Origin of the sequence: Nocardiopsis halotolerans DSM 44410, from assembly GCF_000341065.1 — a bacterium.
Lineage (GTDB): Bacteria > Actinomycetota > Actinomycetes > Streptosporangiales > Streptosporangiaceae > Nocardiopsis > Nocardiopsis halotolerans.
Window position 1 is genome coordinate 1 of record NZ_ANAX01000243.1, and the last position, 14,704, is coordinate 14,704.

Consider the following 14,704-nt stretch of genomic DNA (forward strand, 5'->3'; position numbering starts at 1 on the left):
GCTCGGCCCGCCGCTGTCGTTCCTGCTCCGGGACCACGTCTTCCCGCCCTCGCCCCGGACGGCGTCGCTGTCCTCGCTCACCGAGTTCCTCCTGACCGGCTACTACCCGGCGATCACCTTCATGGTCTTCGTGGCCGCGGGGATGGCGGTGGGCCGTCTGGACCTGGCCGCGACCGCCGTGCGGCTGCGCCTGCTGGGCACCGGCGTCGTGCTGGCCCTGTTCGGCTACGGGGGCTCCTGGCTCCTGCTCCACCCGATGGGCGGCCTGGACCGGCTGGTGGAGGAGGTCGGCCCGGGGCTGACCGGTCTGCCCCCCGCCATGGTGACCGACCCGGCGGTGGTGGAGGACGTGCGCTACGCGGTGACCGACCAGATGCACTCGATCTCAGGGCAGGTGCCCACCGACTCCTGGTGGTGGCTGGCGATCGGCACGCCCCACACCGGTACCACCTTCGAGATGGCCGAGGCGGTCGGACAGGCACTCGTGGTGCTGGTGGTGTGCGTGTTCCTGTGTGAACGCCTGCGCGTCCTGACGTACCCGCTGACCTCGGTCGGGCGGATGCCGCTGACCGTCTACACCGGGCACCTCCTGGCCCTGGCGACGGTCATCGCCGTCGACGGCGGGTTCGACTGGCGTCAGCCGTGGCTGCTGGAGTGGTTCGTCCTGGGCGCGCTGGTCTTCGCCACCGTGTGGCGGCTGCTCGCGGGCAGGGGACCGGCCGAACTCCTCCTCGGCGAGGTCGCGAACAGCGCGGTCGCCCTGGTGGAGGAGCGCAGGGCCGGGATCGACGGCCGTCCCGGCGGCCCCGACGGCTCCGGCCGTCCCGACGGCACTACGGGCGGTTTCCCCGGGGATCGTCCCGGCGGGTGATGTTGGCCGAGGTGCGGTCGCGGTGGGCGAGGGAGTCCGTCGTGGTCCGGGAGTTCTGCCGCATGAGCCTGCGCGCGTCGTCGGCGGCCGACCGCGCCACGGACGGACTCGCCACCGGGCGCTGGGACATCTCGGTGTCCTCGGGCAGGCCGATGTCCATCGGCAGTCCCGCCCGGCTGATCACCCGCAGCTGGGCGGCCTCCTGGGACCTGGAGGGCCGGATGTCGCCGTCGGGTGTCCGCCACGCCCTCATCCGGGCGTGCAGCCAGTCGGTGCCCTGGTACTCGGGGCCGCTCGCCCACGGCACGCCGTCGGGCCGGTGCCCCAGGGCGTGCAGCACGTCGGCCACGGTCCACCCGGCGGAGAAGAACCGTGCGGTCTCGCTCCGCAGCACACGGAAGTCCACGCGGCGCAGGGACGGGTCCTCGCGGCGCAGTGTCTCGCAGGCCTCGTGCACGGCGCGCGGGGTGTGCCGGGGGCGGTGCAGGGGATCGGCCTCGGGCCTGCGCAGCAGGGCGTCGTCCACCGTCACGATCACCTCGCCCCGGCGGTTGTCCCAGATGCCGACCTCCTCACGGGCCCAGCCCTGGGACTCGGCCAGCGCCGTCGCCATCCTGCGCAGGTCGACGCTCTTGTCGTCGCTGCTGATCCGGAACTCCGCCATGGTCACAGCGTAGGCGCTCCTCCCTCCGCGCGGCGCCCGGCGCCGCACGTCCGAAGCGCGAACCGGTGCGGGGCGGAGCGCGTGAACGCCCCGGTCGTTCACGGCGGGGTGGTCGGGGCGTCCCGGAGCAGGGGGCGCGTCATCACCAACTGCGGTCCTCCGCCCGCGTCCACGAAGCGGTGCCCGGTGAAGGCGAACCCGGCGCGGCCGTAGACACGGGCCGCCACGTCGTTGGCCTCGTTGACGCACAGCACCAGTTCGGTCGCCTCCGGAGCCACGTCGGCCGCCAGCCGGTCCAACAGGGGAGGGCCGCACACGGCGCGCCCCACGCCCCGGCCCTGCCAGGTCATGGCGACGTAGAAGGCACGCAGCAGCACGGCGTGCTCCGGGTCGGCGACCAGGTCACGGGTGTGCACGGCCCGGTCCAGGACGCCGAACCCCGCGCACGCCGCCCGTGCCCCGGCGGCGTCGGTGACGGGCGCCTCCGTCGCGGCGACGGCGAAGGGCGTGCGCGCCGGATCGGCGTCGGCGGCGGGCAGGGTGGTCACCGGCGGCTTCACGTACNCCGCAGCAGGGCCGCCTCCGGATCGTCCCGGTCCAACCGGACCAGGCGTACCGGCCGTGTTCCCCGCACGCGTCCGCCCTCGTCCGCATCCGTGTCCTCGGTGTTCACAGGGCGCTCGATCCGCTCTCCGGCTGACACCACCACTCCCGTCGTCTCCGGCCACGCCCTCCGACCAGCGGACCCGGTGGGGCGGGAACCCGGGGGAGGGATTCGGCCCAGTCTGGCATCCCGCTCCCCACGGTCAAGGGAGTGGTCCGGTCTGGACCGGACGTGTCCGCGGCGGTCGGGAGAGAACCCCTCCCGTGCCCGTCACGGGGGTTTTCCGGGGACGGATTGGGGGAAGCCACAACCATCATTCATGGGATGACTTGGAGGCTTCTCCAACCTTGGACGGCGCGGTCCGGACGGATGCTGACGCCGCTCCCGCCCGGCGTTAGGGTGACTGCCTGACGGCCCGGACCGGGGGGCGACACCCTCCGCGCCGAGCCGCCCAGGAGCCGTTTCCGCTGGCCACGGCNGGACGGACCGGCCAGCAATCCGATCGAGCTGTAGGTGCCCGTGCCCCACACCGCATTCGCGCCCGAGGCGACGACCAACCGCGAACTCCGCGCGTTCCTACACGGACTCCCGGGTGTGGACGAGGTCGGCGCGCGCGCCCGCGCCCAGGACCTGTCCACCCGGTCCGTCAAGACCACCGCCAAGGCCCAGGCCATCGACCTGGCCATCAGCATGGTGGACCTGACCACGCTGGAGGGCGCCGACACCCCCGGCAAGGTCCGGGCCCTGTGCGCCAAGGCCGCACACCCCGACCCCGCCGACACCACCGTGCCCCGCGTGGGCGCGGTGTGCGTCTACCCCGACATGGTCGCCACCGCCGTCGAGGCGCTGCGCGGCACCGGAGTCGGCGTGGCCTCGGTGGCCACCGCCTTCCCCTCCGGCCGGGCGCCCATGGACGTCAAACTCGCCGACACCCGACGCGCGGTCGCCGACGGCGCCAGCGAGATCGACATGGTCATCGACCGCGGCGCCTTCCTGTCCGGCGACTACCTCAAGGTCTTCGAGGAGATCGCCGCCGTCAAGGAGGCCTGCGGCACCGCCCACCTCAAGGTCATCCTGGAGACCGGCGAACTCGCCACCTACGACAACGTGCGCCGCGCCTCCCACCTGGCCATCCGGGCCGGGGGCGACTTCGTCAAGACCTCCACCGGCAAGGTGTCCCCGGCCGCGACCCTGCCGGTCACCCTGGTCATGCTGGAGGCGGTCCGCGACCACCACGCAGCCACCGGTAGGCACGTGGGCGTCAAGCCCGCGGGCGGCATCCGCACCACCAAGGACGCCATCCGCAACCTGGTCCTGGTCAACGAGGTCGCCGGTTCCGACTGGCTGACCCCGGACCTGTTCCGCATCGGAGCCTCCAGCCTCCTCAACGACCTGCTCATGCAGCGCACCAGGCTGTCCACCGGCACCTACCCGGGCCCCGACTACTACACGCTGGACTGAGAGCCGTGATCTTCGAGTACGCGCCCGCACCGGAGTCCCGCTCCGTCGTCACCCTGCGCGAGACCCACGACCTGTTCGTCGACGGAGCCTTCACCCCGGCCGAGGGCGGCGAATACCTGACCACCCTCAACCCCGCCGACGAGACCAAGCTCGCCCAGGTCGCCGTCGCCGGGTCCGCCGACGTGGACCGGGCCGTCGCCGCCGCCCGCCGCGCCCACGACACCGTCTGGGGCCGGATGCCCGGCGCCGAACGCGGCAAGTACCTGTTCCGCATCGCCCGCATCCTCCAGGAGCGCTCGCGCGAACTGGCCGTGCTGGAGTCGATGGACAACGGCAAGCCCATCAAGGAGACGCGCGACGTCGACCTTCCCCTGGTCGCCGCGCACTTCTTCTACCACGCCGGGTGGGCCGACAAGCTCGCCCACGCCGGGCTGGGCGCCGACCCGCGCCCGCTGGGCGTGGCCGCCCAGGTCATCCCGTGGAACTTCCCGCTGCTCATGCTCGCGTGGAAGATCGCCCCGGCGCTGGCCACCGGCAACACCGTCGTGCTCAAACCCGCCGAGACCACCCCGCTCACCGCGCTGGCCTTCGCCGAGATCTGCCAGGAGGCCGACCTGCCCCCGGGCGTGGTCAACATCCTCACCGGCGCGGGCGAGACCGGACGCGCCCTCGTGGAGCACCCCGGCGTGGACAAGGTGGCCTTCACCGGCTCCACCGAGGTCGGCCGCCGGATCGCCCGCTCGGTCGCGGGCACCGACAAGCGCCTCACCCTCGAACTGGGCGGCAAGGGCGCCAACATCGTCTACGACGACGCGGCCCTGGACCAGGCGGTCGAGGGCGTCGTCTCCGGGATCTTCTTCAACCAGGGCCACGTGTGCTGCGCCGGTTCCCGGCTGCTGGTCCAGGAGTCGATCGCCGAGGAGCTGCTGCCCCGGCTCAGAACGCGCATCTCCAAGCTGCGCCTGGGCGACCCGCTCGACAAGAACACCGACATCGGCGCGATCAACTCCGCCGCCCAACTGGAGCGCATCCGCGAACTCACCGACACCGGCGAGGAGGAGGGCGCCGAGCGCTGGTCGCCCGACTGCGAACTTCCGTCGACCGGCTACTGGTTCGCGCCCACCGTGCTGACCGGCGTCAGCCAGTCCCACCGGGTGGCCCGCGAGGAGATCTTCGGCCCCGTGCTCTCGGTCCTGACCTTCCGCACCCCGGAGGAGGCCGTGGCCAAGGCCAACAACACCCCCTACGGGCTCTCCGCGGGCGTGTGGACCGAGAAGGGCTCGCGCATGCTGTGGACCGCCGAGCGCCTGCGCGCCGGTGTGATCTGGTCCAACACGTTCAACAAGTTCGACCCGACCAGCCCCTTCGGCGGCTACAAGGAGTCGGGATACGGCCGCGAGGGCGGGCGGCACGGATTGGAGGCCTACCTTGGCTGATCGGCGTCACACCGGAAAGGCCGCCAAGGGCGGGGAGGGCACCGGCGGTGGCGCCGCCGCCCGCGTCCCCGCGCGCCTGGCGGTCCGCAAGACCTACAAGCTCTACCTGGGCGGGGCCTTCCCCCGCTCGGAATCGGGCAGGAGCTACCCCGTGACCTCCTCCAGCGGCCAGCACCTGGCCAACGCCGCGCTCGCCTCGCGCAAGGACGCCCGCGACGCCGTGGCCGCCGCGCGCAAGGCGTTCGGCGGCTGGTCGACGCGCACCGCCTACAACCGCGGCCAGATCCTGTACCGGATCGCCGAGATGCTGGAGGGGCGCCGCGCCCAGTTCGTCGACCGGGCCGTGGACGGTCAGGGGCTCTCCCGAGCCGACGCCGACCGCGTGGTCAGCGCCGCCGTCGACCGGTGGGTGTACTACGCGGGCTGGACCGACAAGGTCGCCCAGGTCCTCGGGGGCGCCAACCCGGTCTCGGGCCCCTACTACAACCACTCCGCGCCCGAACCCACCGGCGTGGTCGCGGTGTTCGCGCCCCAGAACGCGCCGCTGCTCGGCCTGACCTCCGTGGTCGCCCCGGTGATCGCCACCGGCAACACCGCCGTCGTGGTCACCTCCGAGAGCGCGCCGCTGGCCGCGATCGACCTGGCCGAGGCGCTCGCCACCTCCGACCTGCCCGGCGGCGTGGTCAACCTGCTCACCGGCCGGGCCGCCGAACTGGGCCCCCACCTGGCCGCGCACGCCGACGTCAACGCCCTGGACCTCACCGGCGCGGGGGAGTCGGCCGTGGAGTTCGAGGAGACCGCCGCCACCACCCTGACCCGGGTGCTGCGCCCCGGTCCCGGCGCCGACGGCGGTGAGGACGCCTGGCTCGACCCCGACCCCGGCACCGCCCGGATGAAGCCCTTCCTGGAGACCAAGACGGTCTGGCACCCCGTGGGCATCTAGGCACGAACGAACGGAAGAGAGCGCACTGTGACTCGCACACCCCAGGCCGCCGCCGAGGAGGCCGCCGCCGAACTGCGTTCGCGCACCGGCGTGGACACCTACGACGTCGCCCTGGTCATGGGGTCGGGATGGGCTCCCGCGGCCGACCTGCTCGGTGACGCGGGGCACGAGGTGCCCACCGCCGACCTGCCCGGCTTCGTGCCCCCGGCCGTGGAGGGCCACAGCGGCACCGTCCGCAGCATCCAGGGCGGCGGGCGCTCCATGCTCGCCTTCCTGGGGCGTACCCACCTGTACGAGGGCCACGGCACCGCCTCCGTCGTGCACGGCGTGCGCACCGCCGTGGCGGCGGGCGCCAGCACGGTCGTACTGACCAACGCCGCGGGCGGCATCAACCCCGCCTACCCGGTGGGCTCGCCGGTGCTCATCGCCGACCACATCAACATGACCGCCCGGTCCCCGCTGACCGGCGCGACCTTCGTCGACCTCACCGAGGCCTACACCCCCGCCCTGCGCGAGCTGGCCCGCTCGGTCGACCCCTCCCTGCCCGAGGGCGTGTACGCGGCGATGCCCGGCCCGCACTTCGAGACCCCCGCCGAGATCCGCATGCTCAGCGCCATGGGCGCCGACCTGGTCGGCATGTCCACCGTGCTGGAGGCCATCGCCGCCCGTGCCGCGGGCGCGCGGGTGCTGGGCCTGTCGCTGGTCACCAACATCGCGGCCGGGCTCACCGGCGCCAACCTCGACCACGAGGACGTGCTGGCCACCGGCCGGGACGCCGCCGGAAACGTCGGCCGCCTGCTCGCCGACATCGTCGCCAAGCTCTGAGGGGAACCCCGATGACCGTCGTCGACCAGGCCAGGCAGTGGATCGGCCAGGACCCCGACCCCGACACCCGCGCGGAACTGACGGGGCTCGCGGAGCGCGCCGAGCGGGGTGAGGCCGACGCGATGGCCGACCTCACCGACCGCTTCGGCACGCGTCTGGAGTTCGGCACCGCGGGGCTGCGCGGCGCGCTCGGCGCCGGACCCAACCGGATGAACCGGGTCGTGGTCATGCGCGCGGCGGCCGGTATCGCCGCCTGGCTCGGCGACGGACCCGGGCACGTGGTCATCGGTTACGACGCCCGGTACCGTTCGGCGGACTTCGCGCGCGACAGCGCCGCCGTCCTCACCGGCGCCGGACACCGGGTGTCCCTCATGCCGGGGCCGCTGCCCACCCCGGTCCTGGCCTTCGCCGTCCGCGACCTGGGCGCCGACGCCGGGATCATGGTCACCGCCAGCCACAACCCGCCCCGGGACAACGGCTACAAGGTCTACGCGGGGGCCGCCAAGGCGGGCGGGGACGCCGACGCGGGCACCCAGATCGTCTCCCCGGCCGACACCGAGATCTCCGAGGCCATCGACGCCGTGGAATCGGTCGTCGACCTGCCCCTGGGCGAGGACTGGACGGTGCTGGGGGAGGAGATCGTGGACCGCTACCTGGACGCGGTCACCGCGCTGGTCCCGGGCAAGGACCGGGAGCTGTCCACCACCTACACCGCCATGCACGGCGTGGGCGGCCGGGTGCTGCTGGAGGCGATGGATCGGGCCGGGTTCCCGCGCCCGTCCGTGGTCGCCGCCCAGTTCGACCCCGACCCCGACTTCCCGACCGTGGACTTTCCCAACCCGGAGGAACCCGGCGCCATGGACATGGCGCTGGCCACCGGCGCCGCCGACGGGGCCGACCTGGTGATCGCCAACGACCCCGACGCCGACCGGCTCGCGCTCGCGGTTCCCGGGCACGGCCTGCTCACCGGCAACGAGGTGGGCGGCCTGCTCGCCGAGTACGTGCTGGACCACACCAGCGGCCCCGACCGGGTGGTGGCCACCTCGATCGTCTCCTCCAGCCTGCTCGGCAAGATCGCCGGGGATCGTGGGGTGCGCTACGAGGAGACCCTCACCGGTTTCAAGTGGCTGGCGCGCGCGGGCGGACCCGGGCAGCGGCGGGTCTTCGCGTTCGAGGAGGCGCTGGGCTACTGCGTGGGCGCGGACGGGGGCCGTCCGGTCGCCGACAAGGACGGGATCAGCGCGGCCCTGGTGGCGTCGGCGCTCGCGGCCCGCGCCAGGCGGGACGGGGTGAGCCTGCTCGACCTGCTCGACGACCAGGCACGCCGGTACGGCCTGCACCTGAGCGACCAGCTGTCGGTACGGGTGGAGGACCTGGCGGTGATCTCCGCGGCGATGCGGCGGTTGCGCGCCGAACCGCCCGCCGCGTTCGGTCCCCTGCGGGTGGAGGGGGTGGACGACTTCGCCGTCGGACACGCGGGTCTGCCGCCGACGGACGCCCTGCGCTTCCGGTTGGAGAACAGGGGGCGTGTGACGCTCAGGCCCTCGGGGACGGAACCCAAGCTGAAGGCCTACGCCGAGGTGGTGGTGGACGTGGACGGCGACGTGGCGGCCACCCGCGCACTGGGCTCGGGTCTGCTGGCCGAGCTGATGGCCTCGGTCGCCGAGGTGGTCAGGGGATGAGGGGACCCTTCAGTCGCCGTCGGCGGGTTCCACGACGGGCCGGTGTACGACCTCGTCGATGACGGTGAGCGTCTGGGTGGCCGTCACACCGGGAAGGGACTGCAACCGGGTCAGGATCAGGTCGCGCAGCTGGTTGGTGTTGGCGACACGGACGAGCAGGACGATGTCCGCCGAGCCCACGACGTACCAGCAGTACTCGATCTCCGGGTAGGAGGACAGGATCTCCCGGTTGGCCCGCCAGTCCGGCTGGCTGCCCGAGATGAGGACGAGCGCGGTGACGCCGAGCCCCATCTTGGAGTGGTCGGTCACCACGGAGTAGCCGCGGATGACGCCCTCGTCGGTGAGCCGCTTGATCCGGTTGTAGGCCGTCGCCCGGGACACGTTGGCCAGTGCGGCGATCTCGGTGATCCCGGTCCGCGCGTCCTTGGCGAGGGCGCTCAGGATCGTCTGGTCGGTCGTGTCCGGCCGCCGGCCGTTCCTACGCTGGTCGCCCATGGCCATGTGCGTGCTCCTCGTGTGCTCTTGTTTCAGGACGAAGCCCCTTGTCGTCGTCATTGACCGGGGCTAACGAGTTACCAGGTAAACGTTGTTTCCGTCTAGCGGAATCTCAGTCGGCGAGACCAGCCGTCCGATCACCGAGAGGAGATCGGAGCGGATCGGGGAGCGGGGACCCGGAGGTCCGACGTGCGGGGGGCATGTCGGGGGAGCCGACTGTACTCATGGTTGACGTGGTCGGTGGGTTGGTGGTTTCCCGGACCGGCGGGTAACTACACCGGGAGTCCGAAAGTGCGACAGATCTTCCTGTCGGGGGGCCTTTCCGCGCCCATGTGTCGTGGAGTCGGGGGGTTTCGTTGACCGGATGGCCGGCTTCCCCGAACGTACGCGCTCGACGCCCCCGTGCGCATCCGTAGCGGGTGAACGCGGCTGTTCCGTGACACGGGACGCCGGTGCCGGTGACTCCGTGTGCCTGTTCGGGGCCTCTCCGGATTGGATGAGGCTTTGGTGGTGATTCCTCTGTGTATAGGTGCGTGTGTCGTTTTCTGGGGTGGAGTGGAGTTCACTCTAGACATCAGAGGACGATGACGCCCTAGTTGTCCTCATCTGTATCAACTACTCGCCTGTATCTAGCGAAAGTGTCGAATCTTCCGGAGAATCGGCGTACAAGACAGACACCATCCGGCCCGGCCCGGCACCACCACATGGGGCGGGGCCACGTTGGGAGCCGCTCGACATGCCCGCCCGTCGCCCACCATCGCCCCAGAGCCCGCTTCGCGGAAGGCGCGGGGCCACCACCCTCAACGGAGGCGCTGTGCACCCAGTCTCGTCGATCCACGAGCCAGCGGGCCGGGACACCATCGCCGTGGACCACCTGCCCGCCGACCTCACCCGCGCGCTCTACCGCCACATGAGGACCGCGCGCGACCTGGACACCGAGGCCATCGCCCTGCAACGCCAAGGTGTCTTCCCCGCCTACGTGTCCGTGCGCGGCCAGGAGGCCGCCCAGGTCGCCAGCGCCTCGGCGCTGGACCCGGCACGGGACTTCGTCTTCCCCACCTACCGTGAGATGGCCTCCGCCCTGGCCTACGGCGTGGAGATGGTCGGCTACATGGCCACCCACCGCGCCCTGTGGCACGGCGGTCTCTACGACGTGGCGGCCTCCCGGTTCGGCGCCGTCAACGCCGTGGTCGGCGGACCCGTCCCGCACGCGGTCGGGTGGGCCGTGGGCGAGCGGCTGCGCGGCGACGACGGCGTGGCCCTGGCCTACTTCGGCGACGGCGCCAGCTCCGAGGGCGACGTCCACGAGGCCATGAACTTCGCCGGGGTCCTCGGCGCCCCGGTGGTCTTCTTCTGCCAGAACAACCAGTGGGCGCTCTCGGTCCCCAACGAGCGCCAGGTCGCGGGCGGCTCGGTCTCCGCCCGCGCCGAGGGCTACGGCATGCCCGGCGTCCTGGTGGACGGCAACGACGCGGGCGCGGTCTACGAGGCCACCGCCGAGGCCGTCGCCCGGGCCCGCCGGGGCGAGGGGCCCACGGTCGTCGAGGCGCTCACCTACCGCGTCGAGCCGCACTCCACCTCCGACGACCCCGGCCGCTACCGCGACGACGCCGAGGCCCAGCGCTGGCGCGACCGCGACCCGGTCACCCTGCTGCGCGAGGCCCTGCTCGCCGCCGGGCACGCCGACGAGGCGCTCCTCAGCGAGACCGACGCCCGGGCCCGCCAGGAGGCCGAACGCATCCGGGACGGCGTCGCCAGCGCACCCGAGCCCGACGGGTCGGAGCTGTTCACCCACGTCTTCCGGGAGACCACCGAGGAGCTGACCCGGCAGCGCCGCACCTGGCAGGAAGAGGTCGAGCTGTGACCGAGCTGATCGAACGCCCCGACACCGCGGCCGACACCCCCACGGTCGAGCTGTCCATGCAGCAGGCCATCAACCGCGCCCTGCGCGACCTGCTCACCGAGGACCCCGACGTGCTGGTCTTCGGTGAGGACGTCGGCACCCTGGGCGGCGTCTTCCGCGTGACCGACGGCCTTCAGAAGGAGTTCGGGGACAGGCGTGTCTTCGACACCCCGCTGGCCGAGTCCGCGATCATGGGCATGTCGGTCGGCCTGGCCATGAACGGATGGCGGCCCGTCCCCGAGCTCCAGTTCGACGGTTTCGCCTACCCCGCGATCGACCAGATCGTCAACCAGGTGGCGCGCATGAACTACCGCACCCGAGGTGCGACCCCCATGCCGATCACCCTGCGTCTGCCCTCCTTCGGCGGTATCCAGGCGCCCGAGCACCACGGGGAGAGCCTGGAGGCGCTCTTCGCGCACACGCCCGGCCTCAAGGTCGCCGCGCCCTCCGACCCCGCCGATGCCTACAGCCTGCTGCTCCAGTCGGTGCGCTCCGACGACCCCGTCGTCTACATGGAGCCCAAGTCCCGCTACTGGGACCGCAGGCCCGTCCAGCTGCGCGAGCCCAGCGATCCCATCGGTACCAGTCGTGTCGTGCGCCCCGGCCGACACGCCACCCTCATCGCCTGGGGCGCCATGGTGCACCGATGCCAGCAGGTGGCCGAACTGGCCGCCGAGGACGGCGTGGACCTGGAGGTGCTGGACCTGCGCTGGCTCAAGCCCATCGACGCGGCCGGGCTCGCGGCCTCGGTCTCGCGCACCAGGCGGGCCGTGGTCGTGCACGAGGCGCCGCTGACCGCCGGGCTCGGAGCGGAGGTCGCCTCCCTGGTCACGGAGAACTGCTTCCGTGATCTGGCCGCCCCCGTCCAGCGCGTCACCGGCTTCGACGTGCCCTACCCCGCGGGTCCCCTGGAACCGCAGTACCTGCCGACCATCGACCGCGTCCTGCTCGCGGTGCAACGGACCCTGGAGTACTGAACCGACCATGGCAGAAGAGAACATCACCTTCGCCCTCCCCGACCTGGGTGAGGGGCTGGTCGAGGCGACCGTCCTGGAGTGGCAGGTCGCCGTCGGCGAGACGGTCGAGCGCAACGCCCCCCTCGTGGAGGTGGAGACCACCAAGTCCGCGGTGGTCATCCCCTCGCCCAAGGAGGGCCGGATCGTCGAGCTGCACGCCGACGAGGACCAGGTGGTCCCGGTGGGCGACCCCCTGGTGACCTTCGCGGTGCGGGCCGAGGACGCGCCCCAGGCGGGCATCGTCGGCAGGGTCCCCGACGAGGAGCCCCGCCCCGCCCGTCGGGTGCGGCTCAAGCCCCCGACGGACTGACGACGAAGTGTGACCGGGGCCCGTTCGGAGAAAGGCACGAGAGAGGGCGCCCAAATGCGCCTTCCTTTCGGAGAAATCTCTGATCGGGCCCCGGATTTTTCTTTCCATTCTTCGATGACAACGATGGGGAGTGGCATGTCCACGAATCCCGCCGACGGCGTGACAACGCGTTATGTGGATTTGCGTCCGCAGACTCCGGGTGGCGGAGTTCCCGTACTTCTTCTGCACGGTTTCGGCACCGACTTCGGCATGAATTGGCGTGCCGCGGGGTGGACACAGGCTCTGGAAACGGCCGGGCTACGGGTGATTGGGCCCGATCTGCGCGGCCACGGCACCAGTGACAAACCGGCGGACAGCAGTTTCTACCTGCCCGAACACTTCGTCGCCGACCTGCTCTCCGTGCTCGACGAGTCGGGCGTGGACGAGGTCGACGCGGTCGGTTACTCCATGGGTTCACGCCTGGCCTGGGAACTGGCGCTGACCGCGCCCGAACGGGTCAGACGGGTGGTTCTCGGTGGTTTCGGGCCGAAAAACGCCTTCGCCGGGACGGACCTGTCGGACCCGGGTTCGGGGGACACGCCCTTCGACCTCGTCTTCCGCACGGTGGCCGCCCTGCCGGGCAACGACCCCGCCGCCCTGGCCGCCTGCGCGCGCGGTCAGGCCTCGCGTCCCTTCAGCGACGAACCCCCGCTGACGGGGTTTCCCGTGCTGCTCGCCGCGGGAGCCCGGGACCCGCTCGCCGAGGGCGCCGCCGCCCTGGCCGAGCGCTGTGGGGGCACCCACGTGGAGATCCCCAAGCGCGACCACGCCAACGCCGTCTCCTCCAAGGTGTTCCGGCAGGCCGTGCTGGACTTCCTGGCGGACTGAGGGGCTGGAACGGCCCCCGGCTGCCCGCGGACACGGGCGTGGTTGGTCCGGTCTGGACCAGCCGCGCCCGTGAGCCGGTGTGACGATCTGTGAAGGTGGAAACGCCAAGCGTGGTAATGCCGTGTCGGTGCGCCGAACGGCAACCGGGTAACGCAATCCCGAAACGGCGCCGACCGCTTCTGGCACCCGCCTGGCGACTTCCGGGTAAGGACCCGTGTCGCTCCGCTCTCGCCTTCATAACAACTCCGTCTGTTCGTTCGATGTACTTTCGGCCACCAGATATCGTCCGGCTGCAGAACTCAGTCCGGTCGCGCGCGAATGCTGGCCGCTGAGAGGGCGTAAGAGGAGTGAGAAGTGAAGCGCAGCAACGCAGTCAGGTTCGCCGCGGTCGCGGCGGCCGGTGTTCTCGCCCTCACCGCGTGTGACAACGCGGCCGAGGGTGGCGGCGGCGAGGGCGGCGGCGAGGCCACCGACTCCGAGGTGCGGGTCGGCCTGGCCTACGACGTCGGCGGTCGCGGTGACCGTTCCTTCAACGACGCGGCCTACCGCGGCCTGAACCAGGCGGCCGAGGAGCTCGGCGTGGAGACCGCCGACTTCGAACCCAGCGACGGTGAGTCCGAGGCGGCCAAGGAGGAGCGCCTGGCCACCATGGCCGAGGAGGGCTTCGACGTCGTCATCGCCGTCGGGTTCGCCTACGCTGGTCCGGTCGAGGCCGTCGCGGCCGAGTACCCCGACGTCCACTTCGCCATCGTGGACTCCGCGATCGAGGGCGTGGACAACGTCACCAGCCTGGTCTTCGCGGAGAACGAGGCGTCCTTCCTGGCCGGTGCCGCCGCGGCGCTGACCACCGAGGAGGACCACATCGGCTTCGTCGGCGGCGTCGAGACCCCGCTGATCCACAAGTTCGAGGCCGGGTACGTCGCGGGCGCCGAGCACGTCAACGAGGACGTCACCATCGAGGTCGACTACCTCAGCCAGCCGCCGGACATGAGCGGCTTCAGCGACCCGGCCAAGGGCCGCGAGCTCGCCCAGGCCCAGTACGACCGCGGCGCGGACGTGATCTACCACGCCGCCGGCGCCTCGGGCAACGGCGTCCTGGAGGCCGCCGTCGCCAACGACTTCACCTTCATCGGCGTCGACAGCGACCAGTACGAGAACGCCACCGAGGAGCAGAAGCCGTACGTGCTCACCTCCGCCATCAAGCAGGTGGACGTGGCCGTGTTCGAGCTGATCGAGGACGCCACCGAGGACGAGGTCGAGGCCGGTATCCAGCGCTTCAACCTGTCCGACGGCGGTGTGGACTACACGACCTCCAACGAGGAGGCGATCAGCCCGATCCAGGACCAGCTGGACGAGATCAAGCAGCAGATCATCGACGGCGAGATCGAGGTTCCGTCCGAGCCGTAGGCCGTGTAGTCCCGGACCTCCGCTTCGCCTCGGTCCGTGTTCGGGCGCCCGAACCAGCCCCCAGCACACGGGGGCTCAGCCCAGGAAGCGGACCCAGAAGGCTCCACCGCGCCACGGCGCGACCGCCACCGCGGGCCGAACCAGCGGTGACAACGCGTCCACGGGCGGCACCGACCGGGCACCACCCGGGCCGGTGCCGCCCCGGTCGCCGTTCAGCGAC

At 71.9% G+C, this 14,704-nt stretch carries 13 protein-coding genes and 1 pseudogene; 11 read left to right on the plus strand and 3 right to left on the minus strand.

What is annotated here, in order from left to right; all coding sequences use genetic code 11:
* Window positions 1-871, plus strand: a pseudogene (locus tag D455_RS30965) (heparan-alpha-glucosaminide N-acetyltransferase domain-containing protein); the annotation flags it as partial.
* Here the strand turns inward: D455_RS30965 and D455_RS0118850 are convergent.
* Together D455_RS0118850 and D455_RS30970 are read right to left on the minus strand one after the other, a co-directional pair.
* Entirely contained in the window at window positions 834-1,535 is a 702-nt protein-coding gene (locus tag D455_RS0118850; RefSeq protein ID WP_026122767.1) for a hypothetical protein, read from the minus strand. The pseudogene D455_RS30965 and the gene D455_RS0118850 sit on opposite strands and share 38 nt — an antisense overlap.
* A gap of 98 nt (window positions 1,536-1,633) precedes the next feature.
* Complete coding sequence (locus tag D455_RS30970; RefSeq protein ID WP_338037829.1) at window positions 1,634-2,083, minus strand: GNAT family N-acetyltransferase; 450 nt, start codon at window positions 2,081-2,083, stop codon at window positions 1,634-1,636.
* A gap of 569 nt (window positions 2,084-2,652) precedes the next feature.
* On the opposite strand from D455_RS30970, the gene deoC reads away from it, so the two are divergent.
* Genes deoC through D455_RS0118880 form a run of 5 tightly spaced genes read left to right on the plus strand, consistent with a single transcriptional unit; the run spans window position 2,653 to window position 8,486 of the window.
* On the plus strand, window positions 2,653-3,600 hold the full coding sequence (gene deoC / locus D455_RS0118860) for a deoxyribose-phosphate aldolase (protein ID WP_026122768.1): 948 nt from the start codon (window positions 2,653-2,655) through the stop codon (window positions 3,598-3,600).
* A 5-nt stretch (window positions 3,601-3,605) separates the two neighbouring features.
* Window positions 3,606-5,036 carry an aldehyde dehydrogenase family protein gene (locus D455_RS0118865; protein ID WP_017572266.1) on the plus strand — a complete coding sequence of 477 codons (1,431 nt, stop codon included), beginning with the start codon at window positions 3,606-3,608 and terminating at the stop codon, window positions 5,034-5,036.
* Window positions 5,029-5,979 carry an aldehyde dehydrogenase family protein gene (locus D455_RS0118870; RefSeq protein ID WP_017572267.1) on the plus strand — a complete coding sequence of 317 codons (951 nt, stop codon included), beginning with the start codon at window positions 5,029-5,031 and terminating at the stop codon, window positions 5,977-5,979. Before D455_RS0118865 ends, D455_RS0118870 begins: the two co-directional genes overlap by 8 nt.
* Window positions 5,980-6,006: 27 nt before the next feature.
* Window positions 6,007-6,804: a purine-nucleoside phosphorylase gene (locus tag D455_RS0118875; protein ID WP_017572268.1), complete on the plus strand. Its 798-nt coding sequence runs from the start codon at window positions 6,007-6,009 to the stop codon at window positions 6,802-6,804.
* Window positions 6,805-6,815: 11 nt separating this feature from the next.
* Window positions 6,816-8,486, plus strand: coding sequence for a phospho-sugar mutase (locus D455_RS0118880; RefSeq protein ID WP_017572269.1), 1,671 nt, complete (start codon window positions 6,816-6,818; stop codon window positions 8,484-8,486).
* 9 nt (window positions 8,487-8,495) lie between these two features.
* Here D455_RS0118880 and D455_RS0118885 read toward each other — a convergent pair whose 3' ends face one another.
* Window positions 8,496-8,987, minus strand: a complete 492-nt coding sequence (locus D455_RS0118885; protein ID WP_017572270.1) for an Lrp/AsnC family transcriptional regulator — start codon at window positions 8,985-8,987, stop codon at window positions 8,496-8,498.
* Window positions 8,988-9,846: 859 nt separating this feature from the next.
* Between D455_RS0118885 and D455_RS0118890 the strand changes: the two genes are divergently transcribed.
* The 5 genes from D455_RS0118890 (at window position 9,847) to D455_RS0118910 (ending at window position 14,484) form a co-directional block, all read left to right on the plus strand.
* Complete coding sequence (locus D455_RS0118890; RefSeq protein ID WP_051064659.1) at window positions 9,847-10,845, plus strand: thiamine pyrophosphate-dependent dehydrogenase E1 component subunit alpha; 999 nt, start codon at window positions 9,847-9,849, stop codon at window positions 10,843-10,845.
* Window positions 10,842-11,861 (plus strand): alpha-ketoacid dehydrogenase subunit beta, encoded by a 1,020-nt coding sequence (locus tag D455_RS0118895; protein WP_017572272.1) that lies wholly within the window; start codon window positions 10,842-10,844, stop codon window positions 11,859-11,861. Before D455_RS0118890 ends, D455_RS0118895 begins: the two co-directional genes overlap by 4 nt.
* A 7-nt stretch (window positions 11,862-11,868) precedes the next feature.
* Window positions 11,869-12,210, plus strand: a complete 342-nt coding sequence (locus D455_RS0118900; protein WP_017572273.1) for a biotin/lipoyl-containing protein — start codon at window positions 11,869-11,871, stop codon at window positions 12,208-12,210.
* A gap of 135 nt (window positions 12,211-12,345) precedes the next feature.
* Window positions 12,346-13,077 (plus strand): alpha/beta fold hydrolase, encoded by a 732-nt coding sequence (locus D455_RS30975; protein WP_026122771.1) that lies wholly within the window; start codon window positions 12,346-12,348, stop codon window positions 13,075-13,077.
* Between the two features lie 354 nt (window positions 13,078-13,431).
* On the plus strand, window positions 13,432-14,484 hold the full coding sequence (locus tag D455_RS0118910) for a BMP family lipoprotein (RefSeq protein ID WP_017572275.1): 1,053 nt from the start codon (window positions 13,432-13,434) through the stop codon (window positions 14,482-14,484).
* The last annotated feature ends 220 nt before the right edge of the window (window positions 14,485-14,704 follow it).

Excerpts from the sequence above, each read along its gene's own strand:
- D455_RS30975 (WP_026122771.1), top strand. The coding sequence starts at position 12,346 with ATGTCCACGAATCCCGCCGACGGCGTGACAACGCGTTATGTGGATTTG.
- D455_RS0118900 (WP_017572273.1), top strand. The coding sequence starts at position 11,869 with ATGGCAGAAGAGAACATCACCTTCGCCCTCCCCGACCTGGGTGAGGGG.
- D455_RS0118885 (WP_017572270.1), bottom strand. The coding sequence starts at position 8,987 with ATGGCCATGGGCGACCAGCGTAGGAACGGCCGGCGGCCGGACACGACC.
- D455_RS0118880 (WP_017572269.1), top strand. The coding sequence starts at position 6,816 with ATGACCGTCGTCGACCAGGCCAGGCAGTGGATCGGCCAGGACCCCGAC.
- D455_RS0118850 (WP_026122767.1), bottom strand. The coding sequence starts at position 1,535 with ATGGCGGAGTTCCGGATCAGCAGCGACGACAAGAGCGTCGACCTGCGC.